The 19,042-nt window shown below is 35.3% G+C and carries 20 protein-coding genes and 1 other annotated feature; of the genes, 19 read left to right on the forward strand and 1 reads right to left on the reverse strand.

Features of this window, described 5'->3' with window-relative positions; genetic code table 11:
* The 15 genes from STRDD10_RS11375 to STRDD10_RS00690 all read left to right on the forward strand — a co-directional run.
* Window positions 1–236, forward strand: a 236-nt coding sequence (locus STRDD10_RS11375; RefSeq protein ID WP_231853334.1) for a sugar nucleotide-binding protein, incomplete at its 5' end; no start/stop codon positions are given.
* 88 nt (window positions 237–324) lie between these two features.
* Window positions 325–1,611 (forward strand): oligosaccharide flippase family protein, encoded by a 1,287-nt coding sequence (locus tag STRDD10_RS00625; protein WP_197458283.1) that lies wholly within the window; start codon window positions 325–327, stop codon window positions 1,609–1,611.
* Between the two features lies 1 nt (window position 1,612).
* A complete protein-coding gene (locus STRDD10_RS00630) occupies window positions 1,613–2,599 on the forward strand; it encodes a glycosyltransferase family 2 protein (protein ID WP_067192200.1) in 987 nt (328 codons plus the stop codon).
* Window positions 2,600–2,664: 65 nt separating this feature from the next.
* Window positions 2,665–3,381 (forward strand): glycosyltransferase family 2 protein, encoded by a 717-nt coding sequence (locus STRDD10_RS00635; protein ID WP_067192202.1) that lies wholly within the window; start codon window positions 2,665–2,667, stop codon window positions 3,379–3,381.
* Complete coding sequence (locus tag STRDD10_RS00640; protein ID WP_067192205.1) at window positions 3,381–3,737, forward strand: DUF2304 domain-containing protein; 357 nt, start codon at window positions 3,381–3,383, stop codon at window positions 3,735–3,737. Before STRDD10_RS00635 ends, STRDD10_RS00640 begins: the two co-directional genes overlap by 1 nt.
* Entirely contained in the window at window positions 3,727–4,503 is a 777-nt protein-coding gene (locus STRDD10_RS00645) for a glycosyltransferase family 2 protein (protein WP_067192208.1), read from the forward strand. The genes STRDD10_RS00640 and STRDD10_RS00645 overlap by 11 nt, the downstream gene beginning before the upstream one ends.
* 110 nt (window positions 4,504–4,613) lie before the next feature.
* Window positions 4,614–5,762 (forward strand): beta 1-4 rhamnosyltransferase Cps2T, encoded by a 1,149-nt coding sequence (cps2T, locus tag STRDD10_RS00650; protein ID WP_067192210.1) that lies wholly within the window; start codon window positions 4,614–4,616, stop codon window positions 5,760–5,762.
* A complete protein-coding gene (locus STRDD10_RS00655) occupies window positions 5,759–6,700 on the forward strand; it encodes a glycosyltransferase family 2 protein (protein WP_067192213.1) in 942 nt (313 codons plus the stop codon). Before cps2T ends, STRDD10_RS00655 begins: the two co-directional genes overlap by 4 nt.
* Complete coding sequence (locus STRDD10_RS00660; protein ID WP_067192215.1) at window positions 6,700–7,506, forward strand: ABC transporter permease; 807 nt, start codon at window positions 6,700–6,702, stop codon at window positions 7,504–7,506. The genes STRDD10_RS00655 and STRDD10_RS00660 overlap by 1 nt, the downstream gene beginning before the upstream one ends.
* On the forward strand, window positions 7,506–8,708 hold the full coding sequence (locus STRDD10_RS00665) for an ABC transporter ATP-binding protein (protein ID WP_067192217.1): 1,203 nt from the start codon (window positions 7,506–7,508) through the stop codon (window positions 8,706–8,708). Before STRDD10_RS00660 ends, STRDD10_RS00665 begins: the two co-directional genes overlap by 1 nt.
* A 17-nt stretch (window positions 8,709–8,725) precedes the next feature.
* Window positions 8,726–10,384: a glycosyltransferase family 4 protein gene (locus STRDD10_RS00670; RefSeq protein WP_067192220.1), complete on the forward strand. Its 1,659-nt coding sequence runs from the start codon at window positions 8,726–8,728 to the stop codon at window positions 10,382–10,384.
* Between the two features lies 1 nt (window position 10,385).
* Window positions 10,386–12,131, forward strand: a complete 1,746-nt coding sequence (locus STRDD10_RS00675; RefSeq protein ID WP_067192221.1) for a rhamnan synthesis F family protein — start codon at window positions 10,386–10,388, stop codon at window positions 12,129–12,131.
* Window positions 12,132–12,141: 10 nt separating this feature from the next.
* Window positions 12,142–13,629 carry a DUF2142 domain-containing protein gene (locus STRDD10_RS00680; RefSeq protein WP_067192224.1) on the forward strand — a complete coding sequence of 496 codons (1,488 nt, stop codon included), beginning with the start codon at window positions 12,142–12,144 and terminating at the stop codon, window positions 13,627–13,629.
* A 23-nt stretch (window positions 13,630–13,652) separates the two neighbouring features.
* Window positions 13,653–16,169 carry an LTA synthase family protein gene (locus STRDD10_RS00685; RefSeq protein WP_067192227.1) on the forward strand — a complete coding sequence of 839 codons (2,517 nt, stop codon included), beginning with the start codon at window positions 13,653–13,655 and terminating at the stop codon, window positions 16,167–16,169.
* 104 nt (window positions 16,170–16,273) lie between these two features.
* Complete coding sequence (locus tag STRDD10_RS00690) at window positions 16,274–16,750, forward strand: EbsA family protein (RefSeq protein ID WP_067192229.1); 477 nt, start codon at window positions 16,274–16,276, stop codon at window positions 16,748–16,750.
* Window positions 16,751–16,754: 4 nt separating this feature from the next.
* Here STRDD10_RS00690 and STRDD10_RS00695 read toward each other — a convergent pair whose 3' ends face one another.
* Complete coding sequence (locus STRDD10_RS00695) at window positions 16,755–16,949, reverse strand: ferredoxin (RefSeq protein ID WP_067192232.1); 195 nt, start codon at window positions 16,947–16,949, stop codon at window positions 16,755–16,757.
* Here STRDD10_RS00695 and STRDD10_RS00700 point away from each other — a divergent pair.
* The 4 genes from STRDD10_RS00700 to rpmI all read left to right on the forward strand — a co-directional run bounded on the left by STRDD10_RS00700 (window position 16,895) and on the right by rpmI (window position 19,028).
* Window positions 16,895–17,410 carry an SAG1386/EF1546 family surface-associated protein gene (locus STRDD10_RS00700; protein ID WP_331709774.1) on the forward strand — a complete coding sequence of 172 codons (516 nt, stop codon included), beginning with the start codon at window positions 16,895–16,897 and terminating at the stop codon, window positions 17,408–17,410. The two genes, STRDD10_RS00695 and STRDD10_RS00700, sit on opposite strands and share 55 nt — an antisense overlap.
* 9 nt (window positions 17,411–17,419) lie before the next feature.
* Window positions 17,420–18,097 carry a (d)CMP kinase gene (gene cmk, locus STRDD10_RS00705; protein ID WP_067192236.1) on the forward strand — a complete coding sequence of 226 codons (678 nt, stop codon included), beginning with the start codon at window positions 17,420–17,422 and terminating at the stop codon, window positions 18,095–18,097.
* A gap of 26 nt (window positions 18,098–18,123) precedes the next feature.
* Window positions 18,124–18,249: a sequence feature (ribosomal protein L20 leader region), on the forward strand.
* A gap of 15 nt (window positions 18,250–18,264) precedes the next feature.
* Complete coding sequence (gene infC, locus STRDD10_RS00710; protein WP_067192239.1) at window positions 18,265–18,795, forward strand: translation initiation factor IF-3; 531 nt, start codon at window positions 18,265–18,267, stop codon at window positions 18,793–18,795.
* A gap of 32 nt (window positions 18,796–18,827) precedes the next feature.
* A complete protein-coding gene (gene rpmI, locus STRDD10_RS00715; RefSeq protein WP_024375714.1) occupies window positions 18,828–19,028 on the forward strand; it encodes a 50S ribosomal protein L35 in 201 nt (66 codons plus the stop codon).
* Window positions 19,029–19,042: the final 14 nt, after the last annotated feature.

Here is a 19,042-nt window from a genome sequence, read left to right on the forward strand (position 1 = left end):
GATATTACCACTTGTCTAATGATGCAGCAGAAGATACAACTTGGTATGACTTTGCGGTTGAAATCCTAAAAGATACAGATGTTGAAGTCAAACCTGTTGATTCAAGTCAATTTCCAGCTAAAGCTAAACGTCCACTGAACTCAACAATGAGTTTGGCTAAAGCCAAAGCAACAGGGTTTGTCATCCCAACATGGCAAGATGCTTTGAAAGAGTTTTACAAACAAGAAGTGAAATAAGAATACTTAATGACCTTTTTACGTTAAAAGAGAGAACAGGTGTCATAATGCTGTTCTCTCGTTTTTCATTTAGAATATGATATAATTAATGCAATATAGTTATCGAAAGAGAGTGAAATATTTGAAAAAAGTAACTGCCCAAAAGGTTTTTTTCTGGAATATTTTAGGAAGTATGTCTTCAGCTGCAGTTTCAGTTATACTTCTTTTTATTGTTACACGTGCTTTAAATAGTACTTCAGCGGATATATATAGTTTTGCTTATGCAATTGCGAATCTTTTTGTTATTGTAGCAAGTTTTCAAGTTAGAGATTTTCAAGCAACGGATATAAGAGAAAAGTATTCTTTTGACACCTATTTCGTCACGAGAATTATTTCTAATGTTGCAATGGTTCTTCTTTTAGTGACGTATTTAATTTTTAATACTAATACTCACTCAAATCTAGGGATAATTTTTTGGGTATCTTTTTTCCGAGTTAGTGAAGCCCTATCAGATGTTTTTCAAGGATTGTTTCAGCAGAAAGAACGTCTGGATATTGCAGGGAAGTCACTTTTCCTGAGAAATACCATTTCAACAATCGTATTTGCTTTAACTTTAGTCATCTCTAAAAATCTATTGTGGTCTGTTATCGCACAAACCATCAGTTCATTTGTTTTTATTGCTCTATTTGATTATCCTAATTCAAAAGTCTTTCATTGCTTAAATCTTAAGAGTGTTAGGTTGAGTAATATCATCAATATATTAAAAGATTGTTTACCTTTGTTTATTAATGCTTTTTTGTTGGTCTCAATTTATAATCAGCCTAAATATGCTTTGAATGATATTTATAATCAAGGTTTGATTGGAAATGGTGTTCAGCGAGATTTTAGTATTTTGTTTACACCAATTTTTGCCATGAATCTTATGATTGTGTTTCTTAGACCAATGATTACACAACTTGCAGTCTTTCTAGAAGAAAAGAAGATTTCTCATTTTGTCACTTACAAGAATAATCTCTTCAAAATTTTATTTGGAACTTGCATATTAATATTTCTAATTGGTGCTTTTATAGCCATCCCAGCTTTGGATATTGTATATGGGACTAACCTTAAACAGTATCAGACGAGTTTTGTCGTCTTGTTGCTTGGAGGAATTGCGAGTACATTTTCAACTGTATGTGATAATATTTTGACAATATTTAGGAAGCAACATTTTTTGGTTATTTCCTTTATTGTGGGTTATATTGTGTCAATCTTAACTGCCAAGCCTCTTGTGTCAAAATTTGAAATTTTTGGAGCCTCATTATCATTTCTTTGTGCAATGATAGCGTGGCTACTTGCTTCCCTAGTAATTTATTTTTTAACGAATCCATATACTTTTATTAGAAAGAATAAGTAAAATGAAATTTACAATTGTGGTAGCTGCCTATAATGTGGCAGAGTATTTAGAAGAATGTGTTGATAGTCTTGCAGATCAAAATTTCCCTAATTCTGAATATGAAGTTGTTATTGTTGATGATGGTTCTACAGATGGACAAACGAGTGAACTTTGTGATGAATTATCATCTAAACATGAAGTTGTTAGAACTATTCATCAAGAAAATGGTGGCTTATCCTCGGCAAGAAATGCTGGAATAAAAGAATCTAAGGGGAATTATTTATTATTTGTTGATGGGGATGATTTTTGGAGTAATAAGAACTTTCTTGAAAAATTGTCCTCAAATATTGAAAAATATTGTAGTGATGTGGTGATTTTTCCATATGAAAAATATTATTCGAAATCAGAAACTATTGAAATAAAGTTTGATAAAGTTCAGGTTTATGGAAAAATAGATACAAATATTTCTAATATAGTCTCTACGGGACTTTTTACTGCACCTGCTTGGAATAAATGTGTAAAGAAGTCTTTGTTTGAAAATGGGTTGGATTTTCCTGTAGGATTACTTTCTGAAGATTGTTTATATTGTGCAGATGTATTAAAGAATATAGAATCATATTCAGTCTTGAACGAAATGTGCTATATGTATAGACAAAATAGACTAGGGAGCATTACAAATATTGTGAAAGAAAAAAATGTTCATGATATTTTAAAAAGTATCCACCTCGGCCTTATAGATTACGAAAAGTATAATAAAGATATTCAGATAGGATTGGAAGTTTATTTCTCAATTTCATATATTTCAATATTGCCATATGTGAATCAATACCTTTCAAATCCAGAAATCAAACGATTATTATTTAAGTATCGTTACTTGTTAAAATATTCTAGAATGTTAACTAACAAAGAATTTAAATTAACAGGTTTGATTAGTCAAATGTTGGGTCTGAAAGTTTCAACTAAATTATTTGCCTATTTATTAAAATTCTATAAGAAGTATCGAGGATAAATTGTATTTTATAACTTTATTAAGAGATTGAATATTTTAAAAAGATATGTGAAAGGAAAAAATAGTTGAGAGTTTTAATGATAATTCCTGCCTACAATGAGGAGGAAAGTATTTTCGACACGGTATCAAGTATCTTGAATTACCGCAAGAAAGTTGATTTTGATTTGGATTATGTTGTTATCAATGATGGATCAACAGATAAGACAAAACAAATTCTGGAAGAGAACCATTTTAATGCTGTTAATCTCGTGATGAATCTTGGGATTGGTGGTGCGGTTCAAACAGGCTACAAATATGCACTAGAGCATGACTATGATGTAGCAGTTCAATTTGATGGCGATGGTCAACATGATATTGAATCCTTGTCAGATTTGCTAGAACCAATTCGAAAAAATGAAGCAGACCTAGTTATTGGTTCTCGCTTTGTTGGTGAGGTTAAGTCTGAATTTCAAACAACTTTTATGAGACGCTTCGGAATTAGTGTTATTTCCAATCTTATCAAATGGACAACTGGACAAAGAGTTTTAGATACAACTTCGGGTTACCGTTTGGTTGATAAATCTGTTATCAAACAATTCGCTAAACGTTATCCAATCAAGTATCCAGAACCAGAGACTATTGTTCATATTTTGAAACGCAAATATCGAGTTGTTGAACAACCAGCAAATATGTTTGAACGTACTGGAGGTGCCTCTTCTATTACGCCAATTAAATCTATTCGATATATGCTTGAAGTGTGTTCATCGATTGTTATTGCAGCATTTATGAAGGAGAGTGAATAATGTCAGTTTTATCTATGGTGATGTTGATAGCTTCTATCTTTTTCCTTTATTTAGTCATTAGAAATATCAATAAGAATAATATTTTATTTGAACAGGCTTTCATGTGGATTGTCATCAGTCTGGTAATGATTATTATTTCCATTTTTGATGTTATTCCGGTTTATTTTGCAGGATTACTTGGATTTGAACTGACTTCGAATTTTTTGCTATCGCTTGCTATTTTTTTCTTGTTGGTCATCGCTTTCCTACAAACCATGACTTTATCGAAACAAAAAGAGCAGATTAAGCATCTAGTTCAGGAATTATCTATTCTAAAAAGTCATGTAGAAGAGAAAGAGGAAAAGAATGAAGGATAATCATACTTGGGTAATTTGCGCTTATGGAGAAAGTGATTATCTTGAAACTTGTATTCAATCTTTGAAAAATCAAACTCTTCAATCTCAAATTATCTGTTATAGTTCAACGCCACTGGATTCGATTAAGGAACTTTGTCAGCGTTATGCTATCCCATTTTATACGAAACAAGGTGGGGGGATTGGCAAGGATTGGAATAATGCTATCTCTTTTGTAGAAACAAAATATGCTACGATCGCCCATCAGGATGACTATTATGAGCCAAGGTATGTAGAAAAAATATTGGCCAAGATGGAAAAAACTAGTGATGTTCTAATCGGATATTCTGATTATTTTGAAGAAAAAAATGGTCTTAAGATTCCTGCAAATACAAACCTCAAGATTAAAACTTTGATGCTAAAAACAATGAATCTTTTTCCTGGTAGTCATTTTTGGCGCAACCGCGTAATGGCTTTTGGTAATCCAATTTGTTGCCCAGCTGTCACCTATAATCTTGAAAAATTGAAGAATTTCTATTTTGATGAGGGAATGAAGGTTAGCCTTGATTGGTATGCTTGGTATAAGATTAGTGAATACAAGGGACGTTTTGTCTATGTGTCAGATAAGCTAATGTGTCACCGAATTCATGAGGAATCTGAGACATCTAAGACTATAGCGGATAATACTCGTAGTAAAGAAGATTTGTATATGTACCAACTCTTTTGGCCAAAATGGATAGCAAATATCCTTATGAAACAATATGTAAAGAGTCAGAAGACAAATAATTAATAGCTTTTATAATAGGCGGCCCTTGAGGGTCGCTTTTCTGTTTGTATTAGGCAAAAAGCCTAGAAAATGGTATAATTGGATAGACTGTGAATGATTTGAAAGGGAACTCTATGCAAGATGTTTTTATTATCGGAAGTCGTGGACTTCCGGCTCAATATGGCGGTTTTGAGACTTTTGTGGACCAATTGGTCTCGCATCAAGTTTCTCCAGATATCCAATACCATGTTGCCTGCCTTTCTAATGATCAAGCCTATTATCATTTTGACTACAAGGGTGTCGCTTGTTATACGATTAAAGCCCCTAAGCTTGGGCCTGCACGTGTCATCGCCTATGATATGATGGCTATCAACTATGCCTTGAAGTTCATTAAGAAACAAGGAATTGAACAGCCAATTTTTTATGTACTAGGAAATACAATCGGAGCCTTTGTGGCGCCTTTTGCGCGTAAAATCCATAAATTGGGCGGGCAGTTCTATATCAATCCAGATGGACTGGAGTGGAAGAGGGCCAAGTGGGCTAAGCCGATCCAAGCCTATCTCAAGTATTCTGAAAAGATCATGACGCGCCATGCTGATCTGGTAATTTCAGACAACCCTGGTATTGAGTCCTATATCAAGGAAGCCTACCCTTGGTCTAATACGACCTATATTGCCTATGGGACGGACTTGTCTCCGACCAGCTTAAATAGTCAGGATAATAAGGTCCGAGAATTCTATCAGAAGTGGCAGACTCAAGAGAAAAACTATTACCTAATTTTGGGCCGCTTTGTCCCAGAAAATAATTATGAGACCGCCGTTCGTGAATTTATGGCCTCTTCTACCAAGAGGGATTTGGTGATCATTTGTAACCATGAAGGCAATCCTTATTTTGAAGAATTTCGAACTCGAACTGGATTTGATCAGGATTCTCGTGTTAAGTTTGTAGGAACGGTCTATGATCAAGACCTCTTGAAGTATATCCGTAAAGAAGCCTTTGCCTATATCCATGGTCATGAAGTGGGCGGAACCAATCCTGGTCTCCTAGAGGCTCTCGCGCAGACGGATCTGAATTTAGTTTTAGGGGTCTCCTTTAACCAAACGGTCGCTAAGGACACGGCTCAATATTGGACTAAAGAAACTGGAAATTTGGCGCATTTGATTGACCAGGTCGATCCTTTAGAAGATGTATCTGAATGGGGTCAACGTGCCAAGGCCAATATGAAGCAAAACTTTACATGGGAAAAAATTGTAGGTGAGTACGAGGAATTATTCTTATCATGAAAGTAAATATCTTGTTGTCCACCTATAATGGTGAACAGTATCTAAAAGAGCAGGTCAAAAGTATCCAAGACCAGACTTATCAAGACTGGCAACTCCTGATCCGAGATGATGGATCAAGAGATGGTACGGTGGAGATCATTCAAGAGTTGGTTGCCCAAGATGAGCGCATTCGCTTTATCAACCAGGGAGCTATCGAAAATCTCGGTGTCATCAAGAGCTTCCATGCCCTCTTGAAATATGAAGAAGCAGATTTTTATTGTTTTAGTGACCAAGATGATGTCTGGTTACCAGATAAGATTGCTCTTCAGGTAGCAGAAGCAGAGAAGCATCCTCAAGAAGAGCCTTTGCTGGTCTACACAGATTTAAAAGTGGTTGATGAAAACTTGAATGTGCAGCATGAAAGTATGATTCGCACCCAGTCTGATCATGCCAATACAGAACTGATTCAAGAACTGACGGAAAATACAGTAACTGGTGGGGTAGCCATGATTAACCACGCCCTGGCTGACTTATGGACGGGTCAAGAAAATCATGCACTCCTTATGCATGATTGGTATTTGGCCTTGTTGGCAACTGCCTTTGGGAGGCTCATCTATATCGAACAGCCAACAGAATTGTACCGTCAGCACAGTAGCAATGTTCTGGGGGCTCGTACCCTTAGAAAACGGATCAAAAACTGGGTTCGCCCTCATGTTCTTTTTGCTAAATATTGGAATCTCATTGAGTCTAGTCAAGAACAAGCAAAAAATCTATTGGATCTTCCGAACAGTCCCCAAACTAAAGAAATTATTGAAAACTTTGTCACCATTATGGATGTTCCACTAAAAGAACGTCTGAGACGTCTTCGTCAGTATGGTTATCGGAAGAACCGTGCTTTTCACACTTTTGTGTTTATCAGCTTGATTCTGACAAAGTTTGCATATCGAGGTAAAAAATAATGTTTGACGTTTTTAGTCAGAAAAATCTAATTTTATTACGAGAATTAATTAAAACAGACTTTAAATTACGATACCAAGGATCAGCGATTGGTTATCTTTGGTCGATTTTAAAGCCCTTGATGACCTTTACGATCATGTATATTGTCTTCATCCGATTTTTACGTTTGGGTGGTGATGTGCCCCATTTCCCAGTTGCCCTCTTGTTGGCCAATGTAATCTGGGGATTCTTTTCAGAAGCCACATCTATGGGGATGGTGTCGATCGTTAGTCGAGGCGACCTATTGCGGAAGTTGAACTTCTCCAAATATATCATTGTCTTGTCTGCGATTTCAGGAGCAGCCATCAACTTTGTCATTAACCTTGTAGTGGTTTTGATTTTTTCATTCTTTAATGGGGTGACATTCTCTTGGACAGCTTTGATGGTGATTCCGTTGTTCTTTGAGTTATTCTTGATGGCGACAGGATGCGCTTTAATCTTAGCGACATTTTTTGTTCGTTTTCGCGATCTTGGACAAGTCTGGGAAGTACTCTTGCAAGCAGGCTTGTATGCGACGCCAATTATCTACCCGATTACCTTTATTGCAGACCGCAATCCATGGGCTGCTAAATTGGTCATGATGAATCCGTTGGCTCAAATTATTCAAGACATGCGTTATTTCTTGATTGATAAGGCCAACACTCCTGTCTGGCTTTTGGTGGAAAACAAGTTCTTGGTTTTGATTCCTTATGTTTTACCAGTTCTTATTTTTGTCGCTGGCTTTACTTACTTTAATAAGAATGCTAAGAAATTTGCGGAGATTCTCTAATGACAGATAAACAAATTGCAGTAAAAGTAGACCATGTCAGCAAGTACTTTAAGTTGCCAACAGAAGCAACCAATAGTCTTCGAACTGCCCTGGTCAATCGCTTCAAAGGCATTAAAGGATACAAAGAACAACATGTTCTTAAGGATATTTCTTTTGAAGTAGAAAAAGGAGACTTTTTCGGGATCCTCGGTCGAAATGGTTCTGGAAAATCGACTCTCTTGAAAATTATTTCTGAAATCTATGTTCCAGAAAAAGGTACTGTCACTATTGATGGGAAACTGGTGTCCTTTATCGAGCTTGGAGTAGGCTTTAACCCAGAACTGACAGGCCGAGAAAATGTCTATATGAACGGCGCCATGCTTGGCTTTTCAACAGCTGAAATTGATGCCATGTACGATGATATCGTAGACTTTGCCGAGTTACATGAATTTATGAACCAGAAGCTTAAGAATTACTCATCAGGCATGCAGGTTCGTCTAGCCTTTTCGGTTGCGATTAAGGCCCAAGGCGATATCTTGATTTTGGATGAGGTCCTTGCAGTAGGAGATGAAGCCTTCCAGCGCAAGTGTAACGATTATTTCCAAGAACGGAAAAAATCAGGGAAAACTACTATCCTGGTTACCCATGATATGGGAGCTGTCAAGAAATATTGTAACAAGGCCGTTTTGATTGAAAATGGTTTGGTGAAAGCAATTGGTGATCCTTTTGACGTTTCTGACCAATATAGTTTTGACAATTTGGAATCGAGTTCCCATCATCATGGAAATGAAGACGAGGGTTTGGTCACAACGGAAGTTAAAGATTTTACAGCTAGATTGCTTTCTCCTAAGAAAGTAACTCCTGATGATGAGGTGGTGATTGAGTTTTCATTTGATCTATTAGATGATTCTGTGAATCCACATATAGCCTTTTCATTTGTTGATATTTCTACTGGGAATGGGCTTTATAATGATAATTCCATGGATATTCCATTATCTGGTGTCGGACCTAAAAAAATCACCTATAAATGTAAACTACCGTACTTTAATCATGTGAAGTTAAGATTAGTAGCATTTTTAAGAGACGAAAATCAAGAAAACTTAGCAATATTGTCGACAACGAACCCTCCAGTCTTTTCAATTGTTCGGGTAGTCGATCGAACAAATCGTTCAGAATTGGATTCTTCGACTGGTTTGTTGATCCGTCAAGGTAAGTGGGAATAATTTCTTTGGTGTAGGCTATGAAAATTTTATTTGTTTCTCCTGTTGGAGCCATGTTTAGTGGAGCAGAAGTATCGATTGTGAACTTAATGAAATTGTTGGTTCAGCAAGGTCACGAAGTTTATAACGTGATACCGGATAATTCTCCACACAGTGATAAAGACTACCTCCGTCATATGGATACAGCTGGAATTAAACTATTTCAGTTAAAAACGAATCAGTGGTGGTGGCCTGAGTCTAAAACGCTAGATATTTCGGATTTAGAAATCCAAACTTCTCAACAAAAGAATATTGAGGAAGTAAGAAAAATCATTCAGAATGAACAGATTGAACTGGTCATTTCGAATACAGTAAATGTGTTTCAGGGAGCTATGGCAGCTGCATGTGAAAAGGTCAGACATTTTTATATTATTCATGAATTTCCTTTTGGCGAGTTCGGTTATTATATGGACCTGATTCCCTTAATTGATGATTTGTCTGATAAAATTTTTGTAGTTGAAGGAGAATTGTACCAGACTCTAACGAATTATTTTACGACTGCCAAATTGATTCCGTTCATCCCTTATACAGAAGTTCAAGAGCGTCCTCTCAAGAATTCGACCATTTTTCGCTTTGTATCTATTGGTGGGATTAACGAACGGAAAAATCAGCTTGAGTTGCTTGCAGCCTATAATCACTTAAATCGGAAGGAGATCGAACTGGTCTTCATCGGAGGATGGGATGAGCAGTACAAAAAGTTGATGGATGACTATATTCAAACTCATCATCTAGATCGTGTGACTTTTGTTGGTTTTCACTCGGATCCATGGTCCTTGGTGACAGATAAAGATATCCTCGTCTTGCCTGCTAAATTAGAAACATTTTCTTTAGTATTTGTGGAATCAGTCCTCAATGGAGTTCCGGCAATCATTTCTGATAATTTAGGTCATTTGTCTTCGAGTAAATTTTTAGAATCTGGGAATTTATATCCACTAGGAGATAGAGATCTGCTAAGTCAACAAATGGCTACAGTGATTGATCATTTTGACGCCTATAAAGAAAAACAATTACTGGATCAAGAACTCGCTCGAAAGAAATATAATCTTAAGACAATTTATGCTGTTTTTAAAGATAACATTGAAGAAGAAACACCTATTGTTAACCAAAAGCTATCCTCTAAGTATGCTCGATTTTTGGGGATGAAATTCAAGAATCGTGATATCGAAGTCATTGGTAAATCTCAAGTGGTAATTTCAGCTTCTAATGATGGGCTCCATTCAGCCTACCATGAAATAACAAAAGAGAGAATGGAAAATAAGGGCTCCATTATCTTTCAGCTTGAAAATGAAAAGAGTCTAAAAATATTACTTTCAGAATTTCCTAGCTCCTATAAAGGATTGTCATTGATAGCATTGGAGGACCAGAGAGAAATTCCTCTTGTAACTTCAAATGGAATTGATTTTGAGGATGTTTTAGTTTTCTTTAATACTCATCCGCATGTTTTGTTTGATCTTTCGAATAGTTTAGGTAATCAATTTCAATTCTCCTATGAAAAAGATAGTGACGAAGAATTTAGTAGACACCTATTCAACTTACATGAGAATTATAAAAAATTATCTCATGAATACAATTCCATCATCCATTCTCGCCGTTGGACGATTCCAACAAAGATCTTGAAATTCTTAAGAATAAGGAAATAGTATGCAACGTTTACTTTTATATGTCCACTTCAATAAGTTTAATTTTATTAGTGGACATGTACTTTACCAATTAGAAAAAATTCGCCCCTTGTATTCACGGGTGGTCTTTATCTCCAATAGCCAACTACCAGAAGATGTGAAGTCTAATTTAGTAGCACAGCATCTGGTGGACGATATTCTAGAGCGTCAAAATAGTGGATTTGACTTTGCGGCTTGGAGGGATGGAATGAAGACAGTCGGCTTTGACCAACTGGCTCATTTTGATTCGGTCACCCTCATGAATGACACCTGCTTTGGACCACTTTGGGATCTAGAACCAATCTATCAGCGGTTTGAAAATGATAGTGAAGTGGATTTCTGGGGAATGACCAATTACCGGAAAGACAAGGATTTTAACGAGCATATTCAGAGTTATTATCTTAGTTTTAAAAAACAGGTGCTGACATCAAGTGCCTTCCATGAATTTTGGCAAGGTGTTCAGGACTTCACCAATGTTCAAGATGTGATTGATAACTATGAAACCAAGGTCACAACGAATTTCTTGGATGCTAGTTTTCGCTATAAGACGGTCTTTGATACCATCCATGAAGACACCACAGGGATGCTCTATCCAGACTTTTCTTACTACAATCCTACAGCGATTCTCAATCATAAGGTTCCTTTCATCAAAGTCAAAACCATTGCAAACAATGAAGGAATTATGCCTTATATTTTCGACGAGTTGGAGCGTGTATCGAACTACCCATTAGACTTGATTCTCAACCACATGTCTATGATTGATCGTCCGGACTATCCTTATCTCTTGTCTCGTAAGTACTTGAAAAACCAGGAATTAGCTGGAGAGTTCGGTAAAAAAGTTGCGGTTCATCTTCATGTCTTTTATGTGGACCTTTTGGAAGAATTTCTAGATGCTTTTCAAGCCTTTCATTTCGCTTATGACTTATGGATTACGACAGATGTAGAAGAGAAGAAGCAGGATATTGAGCAAATTCTTTCTAATCGGACACAAGATGCGACGATTGTGGTGACTGGAAACATTGGACGGGATGTATTGCCAATGCTGTTCTTAAAAGAGCAACTCTCAAAATACGATTATGTTGGCCACTTCCATACCAAGAAATCCAAAGAAGCAGATTTCTGGGCAGGTGAATCTTGGCGCAAAGAATTGATTGAGATGCTAGTTAAGCCAGCGGATCAAATCCTTGCCAATATGGAGGCCAATCCAAAAGTCGGAATCACTATCGCAGATATTCCAACTTTCTTTCGTTACAATCGAATAGTAGTTGCTTGGAATGAGGCTCTTATTTCACCAGAGATGAACAAGCTTTGGGAACGGATGGGAGCGACCAAGACGATTGACTTCAAAAATCTGAATACCTTTGTCATGAGTTATGGGACCTTTGTGTGGTTTAAATACGATGCTTTGAAACCACTCTTTGATTTGAATTTGATAGCAGCAGATGTTCCAGCAGAACCTCTTCCTCAAAATTCGATGTTGCATGCGATCGAACGTTTGTTGATCTACATTTCTTGGGAACAAAAATATGACTTTAGGATCTCTCAAAATCCTCATGTCCTGACACCATTTATCGATAATAAGCAATTGAACAATCGTGAAGATCTTCAACCCCATACCTTTGTAGACTTTAATCAAATTGGGGGGATTAAAGGCGCCTTGAAGTATATCGTGATAGGACCTGCAAGAGCTGTGAAATATATAGTGAAAAGAATGATAAAAAGAAAGTAGAGTAAATTATATGGGAGTTATTGATAAGACCAAAATTAGAAATATTTTAATCGCTATTTTTTTAGTATTATTTTCAAGGGTGTTTTTGGCTAGTTTATTTCAATTTACTATCAATCTTAAAATCATACTATTAATTATTAGTATTGTGATTTATTTTATTCTTTTTGATCCAAAAGACAAAAAGAAATTGCCAATTAATGCTTTTTTTCTGATAATTATTTTCGGTAGTGTAATTTCAGTAGTGAAACCAGTCCAATATGGATTAGATGAAGAGTCTCATTTACCAAATGTAATTAGTATTTCTGATAGTCCTATTTTTAAATATTCTAATGAAAAATTGGAAGATTATAATTCAGTTTTCAAATATGATGCACTAAGAAACCCTAGTAAAAAAGATGAAAATTATTGGTTCAATGTTGAACATAAAAAAAGTAAGATTAAAGGAGTAAAAGTTGGATTTGACAATCCGGCCTTCATTCCTAGTGCAATTGGATGGAATATTGGTAGATTAATCTCTAAAAAAGTGTATGTTTCTTATTATTTGGGTAGAATTTTCGAAGTAATAGCATTTGCTATTCTAGTATTTATTGCATTAAAAATCAGCAAAGTTTATAGAGAAGCGATATATTTATTTGCTACATTTCCTGCAGTATTATACATCATAGCAGGTTATCATTATGATTATTTATATTTTGGAGCAACACTAATTAGTCTTGCTATATTGACAAATATACTATCTGGTGAAAATAAAATTGATAGAAAATATGCTTTTGTATTTCAATGTTCTACATTACTATTTTCATTTGCAAAATTTCCGTTTGTATTAATTGGAAGTCTATTTTCAATATTGCCTAATAAGTATTATCAGGATAAATCGGTAAGAAAATTTAGTTCAATCTTGTTTGGTTTTAATTTATTAATTTCCTTTACATATGTTGGAATCATTAGATTGTTTGCTTCAGAAAATGCTTTGTCAGGCAAAGGCCCAGGACTATTATATTTTGTAACACATCCATTACCATTAATTAGAACTTTATTTTTGGCACCATACGGGATTATTCATGATTTTGTTTCTGAACCATTGAAATATGTTTCAGAATATTCCCCATTTTTGATTGCAGTTTCAACAGTTATTTTCTTTTTTGCAATGTTCGTAATTGTATTAAAAAATAAATTTGAAATGCCAACATTTTTTAAATATTTTAGTTTTCTCTTACTTGTAGGAATTGCTTCATTAATAGTAATTGCTATTTCAGGAGATCCAAGGGTATACCATAAAGGTGATATTACTGTAGGTGGTGTTCAAGGTCGATATTATTATTATATTCTGATGTTCTTGCCACTCTTTTGTGGTTCATGGTTTAGAAAACTATTTGGTTTTATGGAAACAACAATTCAGAATGAAGATTCGAACTTTGAATGTAGCTTGCAGTATATGTTAGTGTATTTAAACATTTTAACAATAAGTATTGGTATATATACTCAATTACAGGGATAAAAAATTTTTAGGAAGGATAAAAAATGAAAAGAAAGAGGAAATTAGATTTTAGAGATTTTCTTTTTAAAATTTATAATAAAATAACAAGAACACAAAAGTATTGTATTGCTCTCTTTCTTTTATTTTTTATAAGCAACACTTTCTTAACACAAAATTTGATTTCTAAAGAAATTAAATCGACAGGAACGGTATTATTTCTGGTTAATCAGTGTGGTATTTGGTTTGGAATTTCATTTTTAATTTTAGTTTTACTAATTTCACAATACACTTTAAAATGGATTTTTTTCCTTAAGATTTTAGTTTCATATGTAATCTATTTAATACTATCTTACTCGGTTGATGTTTCGCTTAATATCAATAATCCTAGTTATAAGATTAATCATTTTGAAAAAAATATTTTTTGGCAATTTAATTCTCTATCTTTTGTTTTAACATTGTTAGTGATTTCTTATGTTTTGGGACAGATTAGAAAATCATATGATAATAAAGCAAACAGAAAAAAATTAGAACCTATTGGGAAATTGTTCGAATATGTCTTTCATTCTAGCGTAGTTTGTTCGTTCATTTTTACTGATTCTAAAATTCCTTCTCTATTGTATCGTACAACATGGTATGTATCTGGAAAATTTGAGAAATTAGGAGCGGGAAAGTATTCCTTGAGCCAATTTTGGATTTTAGAATTTTATTTGCTATTCTTAAGTATTTTCCTGACTTTAGTTGGCCTGCTTTTTGTTAAAGGACAAGTTGATGTAGTAAAAAATAGGTCTAGTTTTTCGCTAGCTATATTTACAAGTATTAGTCTTGCAATATTATTTAATGCAGGAATACAATTGGGGCTAGGTCATGGGGAACCTTTGGTTGGATACTCAATATTTCCTGGAGGTGTAATATTTCAGATATTATGTTTATCTTATCTGTTTATTTTTCTATATATAATCTTTAATAGATATTTATTTACGACAATATTGATTTTATTTGGTGGGGTTCTGTTTATTGTTGCTAATGCTATAAAATTTAGTATGCGTGCGGAACCAATTTTGTCAAGTGATTTGGTCTGGGTGTTTCAACCATCTGTTTTATTTAGTTTTGTAGATGTCTCAGTTTTAATGACTGTGAGTATTTCCTTAGTGATTTTTACGTTAATTTATATAATTGGAAGGCGACATATTTATCCATGTAGGATTATTCGCTCAACAATCTTAAGATTTGTTTTACTAGGACTTATGCTCTTATTGTCCATTAATGTTTATTCTATTTTTAAAAGAAAAGATAACGGTAAAATTATAGATGATGTTCCGATTATTACCTTGCTAAATAATTTCCAAGATACAAAGTGGTTAGGGAATTCTATAAACGCTAGATATAGATCGTTGTCATATGTATGGTTGAATCAGATAACAAGTGATCCAATAATAGAACCTAAAGGATATAGTGAAGAAAAAATTAAGGAAATCGAGAAGAAATACAATCAAGTAGCATTAACAATTAATAAAAATAGAAATGAGTTAATTGTTAATCAAACGATTGTTTATGTTTTAAGTGAGAGTTTTGCTGACCCAGCAAGAATAGAGGGAGTAAATTTATCTAGAAACCCTATACCAAAAATTCAAGAAATTAAGACCAAGGTTACAAGTGGATTAATGCAATCGGATGGTTATGGTGGTGGAACTGCAAATATGGAGTTTCAAACATTGACGGGGTTACCTTTTTATAATATCAATCCTACAGTTTCTGTATTATACTCAGAGATTGCTCCTAAAATGAGAAGACTGATTTCAGTCAGTGATTCATTTAATAATAAAGAAGTTATTCATTTCGAATCTCCAATTAATTATTCTAGAAATGTAATTTACAATAGACTGAAATTCAATAAATTTATAAGTATTGATGATAAAAAGAATTATGATTTAGGTTATCAAGAAGTGCATATAAGTGATGAATCTACGTATAAGGCAGTGTTGAAAGAGATGGATGATAAAAAGAATCAGTTCTTTTCTGTCATTACGATTCAAAATCACTCTCCATTTATAGCAGGAGAACCTTCGGACTTAACAGCGACAGGCAACGGTTTTTCAGATGATGAAAATACCAAGCTAACGAATTATTCACGTCTTTTAACCTTTACTGACACCGCCACCCAATCCTTCCTGGAAAGTCTTTCTAAAATAGATAAGAAGATTACAGTGGTATTCTATGGGGATCACTTGCCAGGACTTTATCCTGAGTCCGCCTTTAAGAATAATCCGGAGAGTCAGTATCAGACAGACTACTTTATTTGGAGTAATTTTGATGCACCGAAATTGAACTATCCTTTGGTCAATTCAAGTGATTTCTCTGCTATGGTCTTTGAACAGACCAATTCAAAAGTTTCACCTTACTATGCCTTGTTGACAGAAGTATTGAAGAAAGCAAGTGTCGATAAAAAGGCCCTAGAAGGAGAAGCACAAGAGATTGCGGACGATTTAAAAATGGTTGAATATGACTTGATTAGTGGGAAAGGATACCTATCTAAAGGCTTCTTTAAAATTCCAACCACCTAATCCCATTAAAGGGAGAGTCAGCAGTTGAAAATCTTTGTGTTTTTAGCTATCGGACTCCCTTTTTTTGCTTTTTATGCTAAACTAGTATATGAGGAGGTGTGAGCATGATAAAGATACTTGGTCAGGTTCGCTATCATTGGCAACCGGAGTTCTCGGTGCTTGTTACTTACTGGTCTTTGTCAGTTATCCCAATTTTTATCGGACTGGCTCTTATGTATGAAAGTTCAAGTGTTTCAATGTTAGTACTCTTTTTCTTATTTCTTTTTATGGCCTTATTAGGTCTGGGAGTTCATCGGTATTTTACCATTTATGATAATGGCACTCTACGTATTATAACTGCCAATCCGTTTACGCAGATGGATATCGAAATTGCGAGCATTGAAAAAGTAGAGGTTACCAAGACAGCGATAACCATTTTTCAAAAAGGAAAAGAAAAAGGCCGAACCTTTTGTATGAGGAAATGGCCTAAAAAGTATTTTGTGAATGCTCTAGCTTTAAATCCTTATTTTAAAGGAGAAGTAGAACTCCTAGATCATCTGATTCATCTGGATTACTTTGAGGAATATTATAAGGGAAGATAAAAAGTTAGTCTTTCAGCAATGCACGGGTGGGACATTCTTTGATTGCCTCTAGCAATTCCGGTGTTTCGATGATTTCTTCTACTAGTTTGTCACTATGACTAAATTTAACGATGCCATCATCATGATAATCAAAAATATCGGTATATGTTTGACAGAGTCCACAAGCAATGCAACGCTCAGGTTTCAAGGTTATTTTCATACCTCTATTGTAATCTGAAAGTCAAAAAAATACAAGAAAAACCATCTAATAAAGGAGAAATGATGAAAAAAAGAAGTAGTTCTAACGGGAATTGGATTAATATTTTATTTGTTGTAGTAACCTCAATTTCTGTAGTTGTCTTAGTAATTATTGCGGCAATGTCGATTTATCTTTCAATCGGAGGAAGCAATGCAGAAACAGCTCGGCAAGGTTTTTATACAACTGATACACAAGCGAGTCAAACGTCAAGTTCTTCAGAACAACTAGCAGCTTCAGAGGAGGAAACGGCTTCCAGTTCAGACGCTAATGGTCAAACTATTACAGTTTTGGCTGGAGAAGGCGAGGCTTCTATTGCTGATCGAGCGGGTATCTCGATTTCTGAATTAGAACGTCTGAATCCTCAACATATGACAACAGGTTCGTGGTATGCAAATCCTGGGGATGTCATTAACATTCAATAAGGAGTTGCAATGAAAGAAATTCAAATTGCTATAGATGGGCCTGCATCTAGTGGAAAATCAACGGTTGCTAAAATTGTAGCTAAAGAGTTAGGTTACACTTATTTAGATACTGGAGCTATGTATCGGGCAGCGACCTATCTTGCTTTAAATAATGAGATAGATCTAGATGATGAAAGTGGGATTATTCACCAATTAGTAGAATTCCCAATTAGTTTTGGTCGAGATGAACAAGGACAACAGCTTGTATTTGTAGGTGATGTGGATGTAACACACCCCATTCGCGATAATCAAGTGACACAACATGTCTCAACAGTGGCAGCACTCCCTTTGGTTCGTGAGAAATTAGTTGAGATGCAGCAAATGATAGCTCACCAAGGTGGGATTATTATGGATGGACGTGACATTGGAACAGTTGTGCTACCAGAAGCAGAGCTAAAAATTTTCCTTGTGGCATCAGTTGAGGAGCGGGCTGAGCGTCGGTATAAGGAAAATCTAGAAAAAGGTATTGAAACAAATTTAGAAACCTTGAAACAAGAAATTGCAGACCGTGATTACAAGGACAGCCATCGTGAGGTTTCACCTTTGAAACCTGCAGTGGATGCCATTCATTTTGACACGACTGGTGTGGGAATTGATGAGGTTGTGGCATTTATTCAAGAAAAAGCTAAAAAAATCCTTGACAAATAAACTGAAACTTGATATCATAGAGAAGTTGAGAAAAGCAGAAGTGAGAGCTTCTCGCCTTGCGACTCGCGTTGCCTGGCCCTACGGATGAAAGTTTCGATGAAACCATCATAGCGTGCGGGCTTGTGTAAACAGGTCCGCTCTTGTTTTTCTCTAAAATATATAAAGAGGTGAAAACCATAGCAAAACAAGACTTGTTCATCAATGATGAAATTCGTGTGCGTGAAGTTCGTCTGATTGGTCTTGAAGGTGAACAGCTAGGTATTAAACCCCTCAGTGAGGCACAAGCACTTGCTGATGAGGCGAATGTTGACTTAGTTTTGATTCAACCCCAAGCCAAACCTCCTGTTGCAAAAATTATGGACTACGGTAAGTTCAAGTTTGAGTATCAGAAGAAGCAGAAAGAACAACGCAAGAAACAGAGTGTTGTCACCGTTAAGGAAGTTCGTCTGAGTCCGACTATTGATAAGGGAGACTTTGAGACTAAACTTCGTAATGGACGCAAATTCCTTGAAAAAGGAAACAAAGTAAAGGTATCCATTCGTTTCAAAGGACGGATGATTACCCATAAAGAGATTGGTGCCAAAGTATTGGCTGAGTTTGCAGAAGCAACTCAAGATATTGCTATCATTGAGCAACGTGCTAAAATGGATGGACGCCAAATGTTCATGCAATTAGCCCCAATCTCTGACAAGAAGTAACTTGTCAAAAAGAAAGAAAGAGGAGAAATATCATGCCAAAACAAAAAACACACCGTGCATCAGCTAAACGTTTCAAACGTACAGGTTCAGGTGGACTTAAACGCTTCCGTGCTTACACTTCACACCGTTTCCACGGGAAAACTAAAAAACAACGTCGTCACTTGCGTAAAGCAGGAATGGTACATGCTGGTGACTTCAAACGTATCAAATCAATGCTTACTCAAATGCGTTAATTTGTTGTAAGTAA

The organism is Streptococcus sp. DD10, assembly GCF_001578805.1.
Classification (GTDB): domain Bacteria; phylum Bacillota; class Bacilli; order Lactobacillales; family Streptococcaceae; genus Streptococcus.

Coding starts and splice junctions, on each gene's coding strand:
- STRDD10_RS00625 (WP_197458283.1), top strand. CDS start 325: ATGCAATATAGTTATCGAAAGAGAGTGAAATATTTGAAAAAAGTAACT.
- STRDD10_RS00630 (WP_067192200.1), top strand. CDS start 1,613: ATGAAATTTACAATTGTGGTAGCTGCCTATAATGTGGCAGAGTATTTA.
- STRDD10_RS00660 (WP_067192215.1), top strand. CDS start 6,700: ATGTTTGACGTTTTTAGTCAGAAAAATCTAATTTTATTACGAGAATTA.
- cps2T (WP_067192210.1), top strand. CDS start 4,614: ATGCAAGATGTTTTTATTATCGGAAGTCGTGGACTTCCGGCTCAATAT.
- STRDD10_RS00655 (WP_067192213.1), top strand. CDS start 5,759: ATGAAAGTAAATATCTTGTTGTCCACCTATAATGGTGAACAGTATCTA.
- STRDD10_RS00695 (WP_067192232.1), bottom strand. CDS start 16,949: ATGAAAATAACCTTGAAACCTGAGCGTTGCATTGCTTGTGGACTCTGT.
- STRDD10_RS00680 (WP_067192224.1), top strand. CDS start 12,142: ATGGGAGTTATTGATAAGACCAAAATTAGAAATATTTTAATCGCTATT.
- STRDD10_RS00645 (WP_067192208.1), top strand. CDS start 3,727: ATGAAGGATAATCATACTTGGGTAATTTGCGCTTATGGAGAAAGTGAT.
- cmk (WP_067192236.1), top strand. CDS start 17,420: ATGAAAGAAATTCAAATTGCTATAGATGGGCCTGCATCTAGTGGAAAA.
- STRDD10_RS00690 (WP_067192229.1), top strand. CDS start 16,274: ATGATAAAGATACTTGGTCAGGTTCGCTATCATTGGCAACCGGAGTTC.
- STRDD10_RS00665 (WP_067192217.1), top strand. CDS start 7,506: ATGACAGATAAACAAATTGCAGTAAAAGTAGACCATGTCAGCAAGTAC.
- STRDD10_RS00640 (WP_067192205.1), top strand. CDS start 3,381: ATGTCAGTTTTATCTATGGTGATGTTGATAGCTTCTATCTTTTTCCTT.
- STRDD10_RS00675 (WP_067192221.1), top strand. CDS start 10,386: ATGCAACGTTTACTTTTATATGTCCACTTCAATAAGTTTAATTTTATT.
- rpmI (WP_024375714.1), top strand. CDS start 18,828: ATGCCAAAACAAAAAACACACCGTGCATCAGCTAAACGTTTCAAACGT.
- STRDD10_RS00670 (WP_067192220.1), top strand. CDS start 8,726: ATGAAAATTTTATTTGTTTCTCCTGTTGGAGCCATGTTTAGTGGAGCA.
- STRDD10_RS00685 (WP_067192227.1), top strand. CDS start 13,653: ATGAAAAGAAAGAGGAAATTAGATTTTAGAGATTTTCTTTTTAAAATT.
- STRDD10_RS00700 (WP_331709774.1), top strand. CDS start 16,895: ATGTTTGACAGAGTCCACAAGCAATGCAACGCTCAGGTTTCAAGGTTA.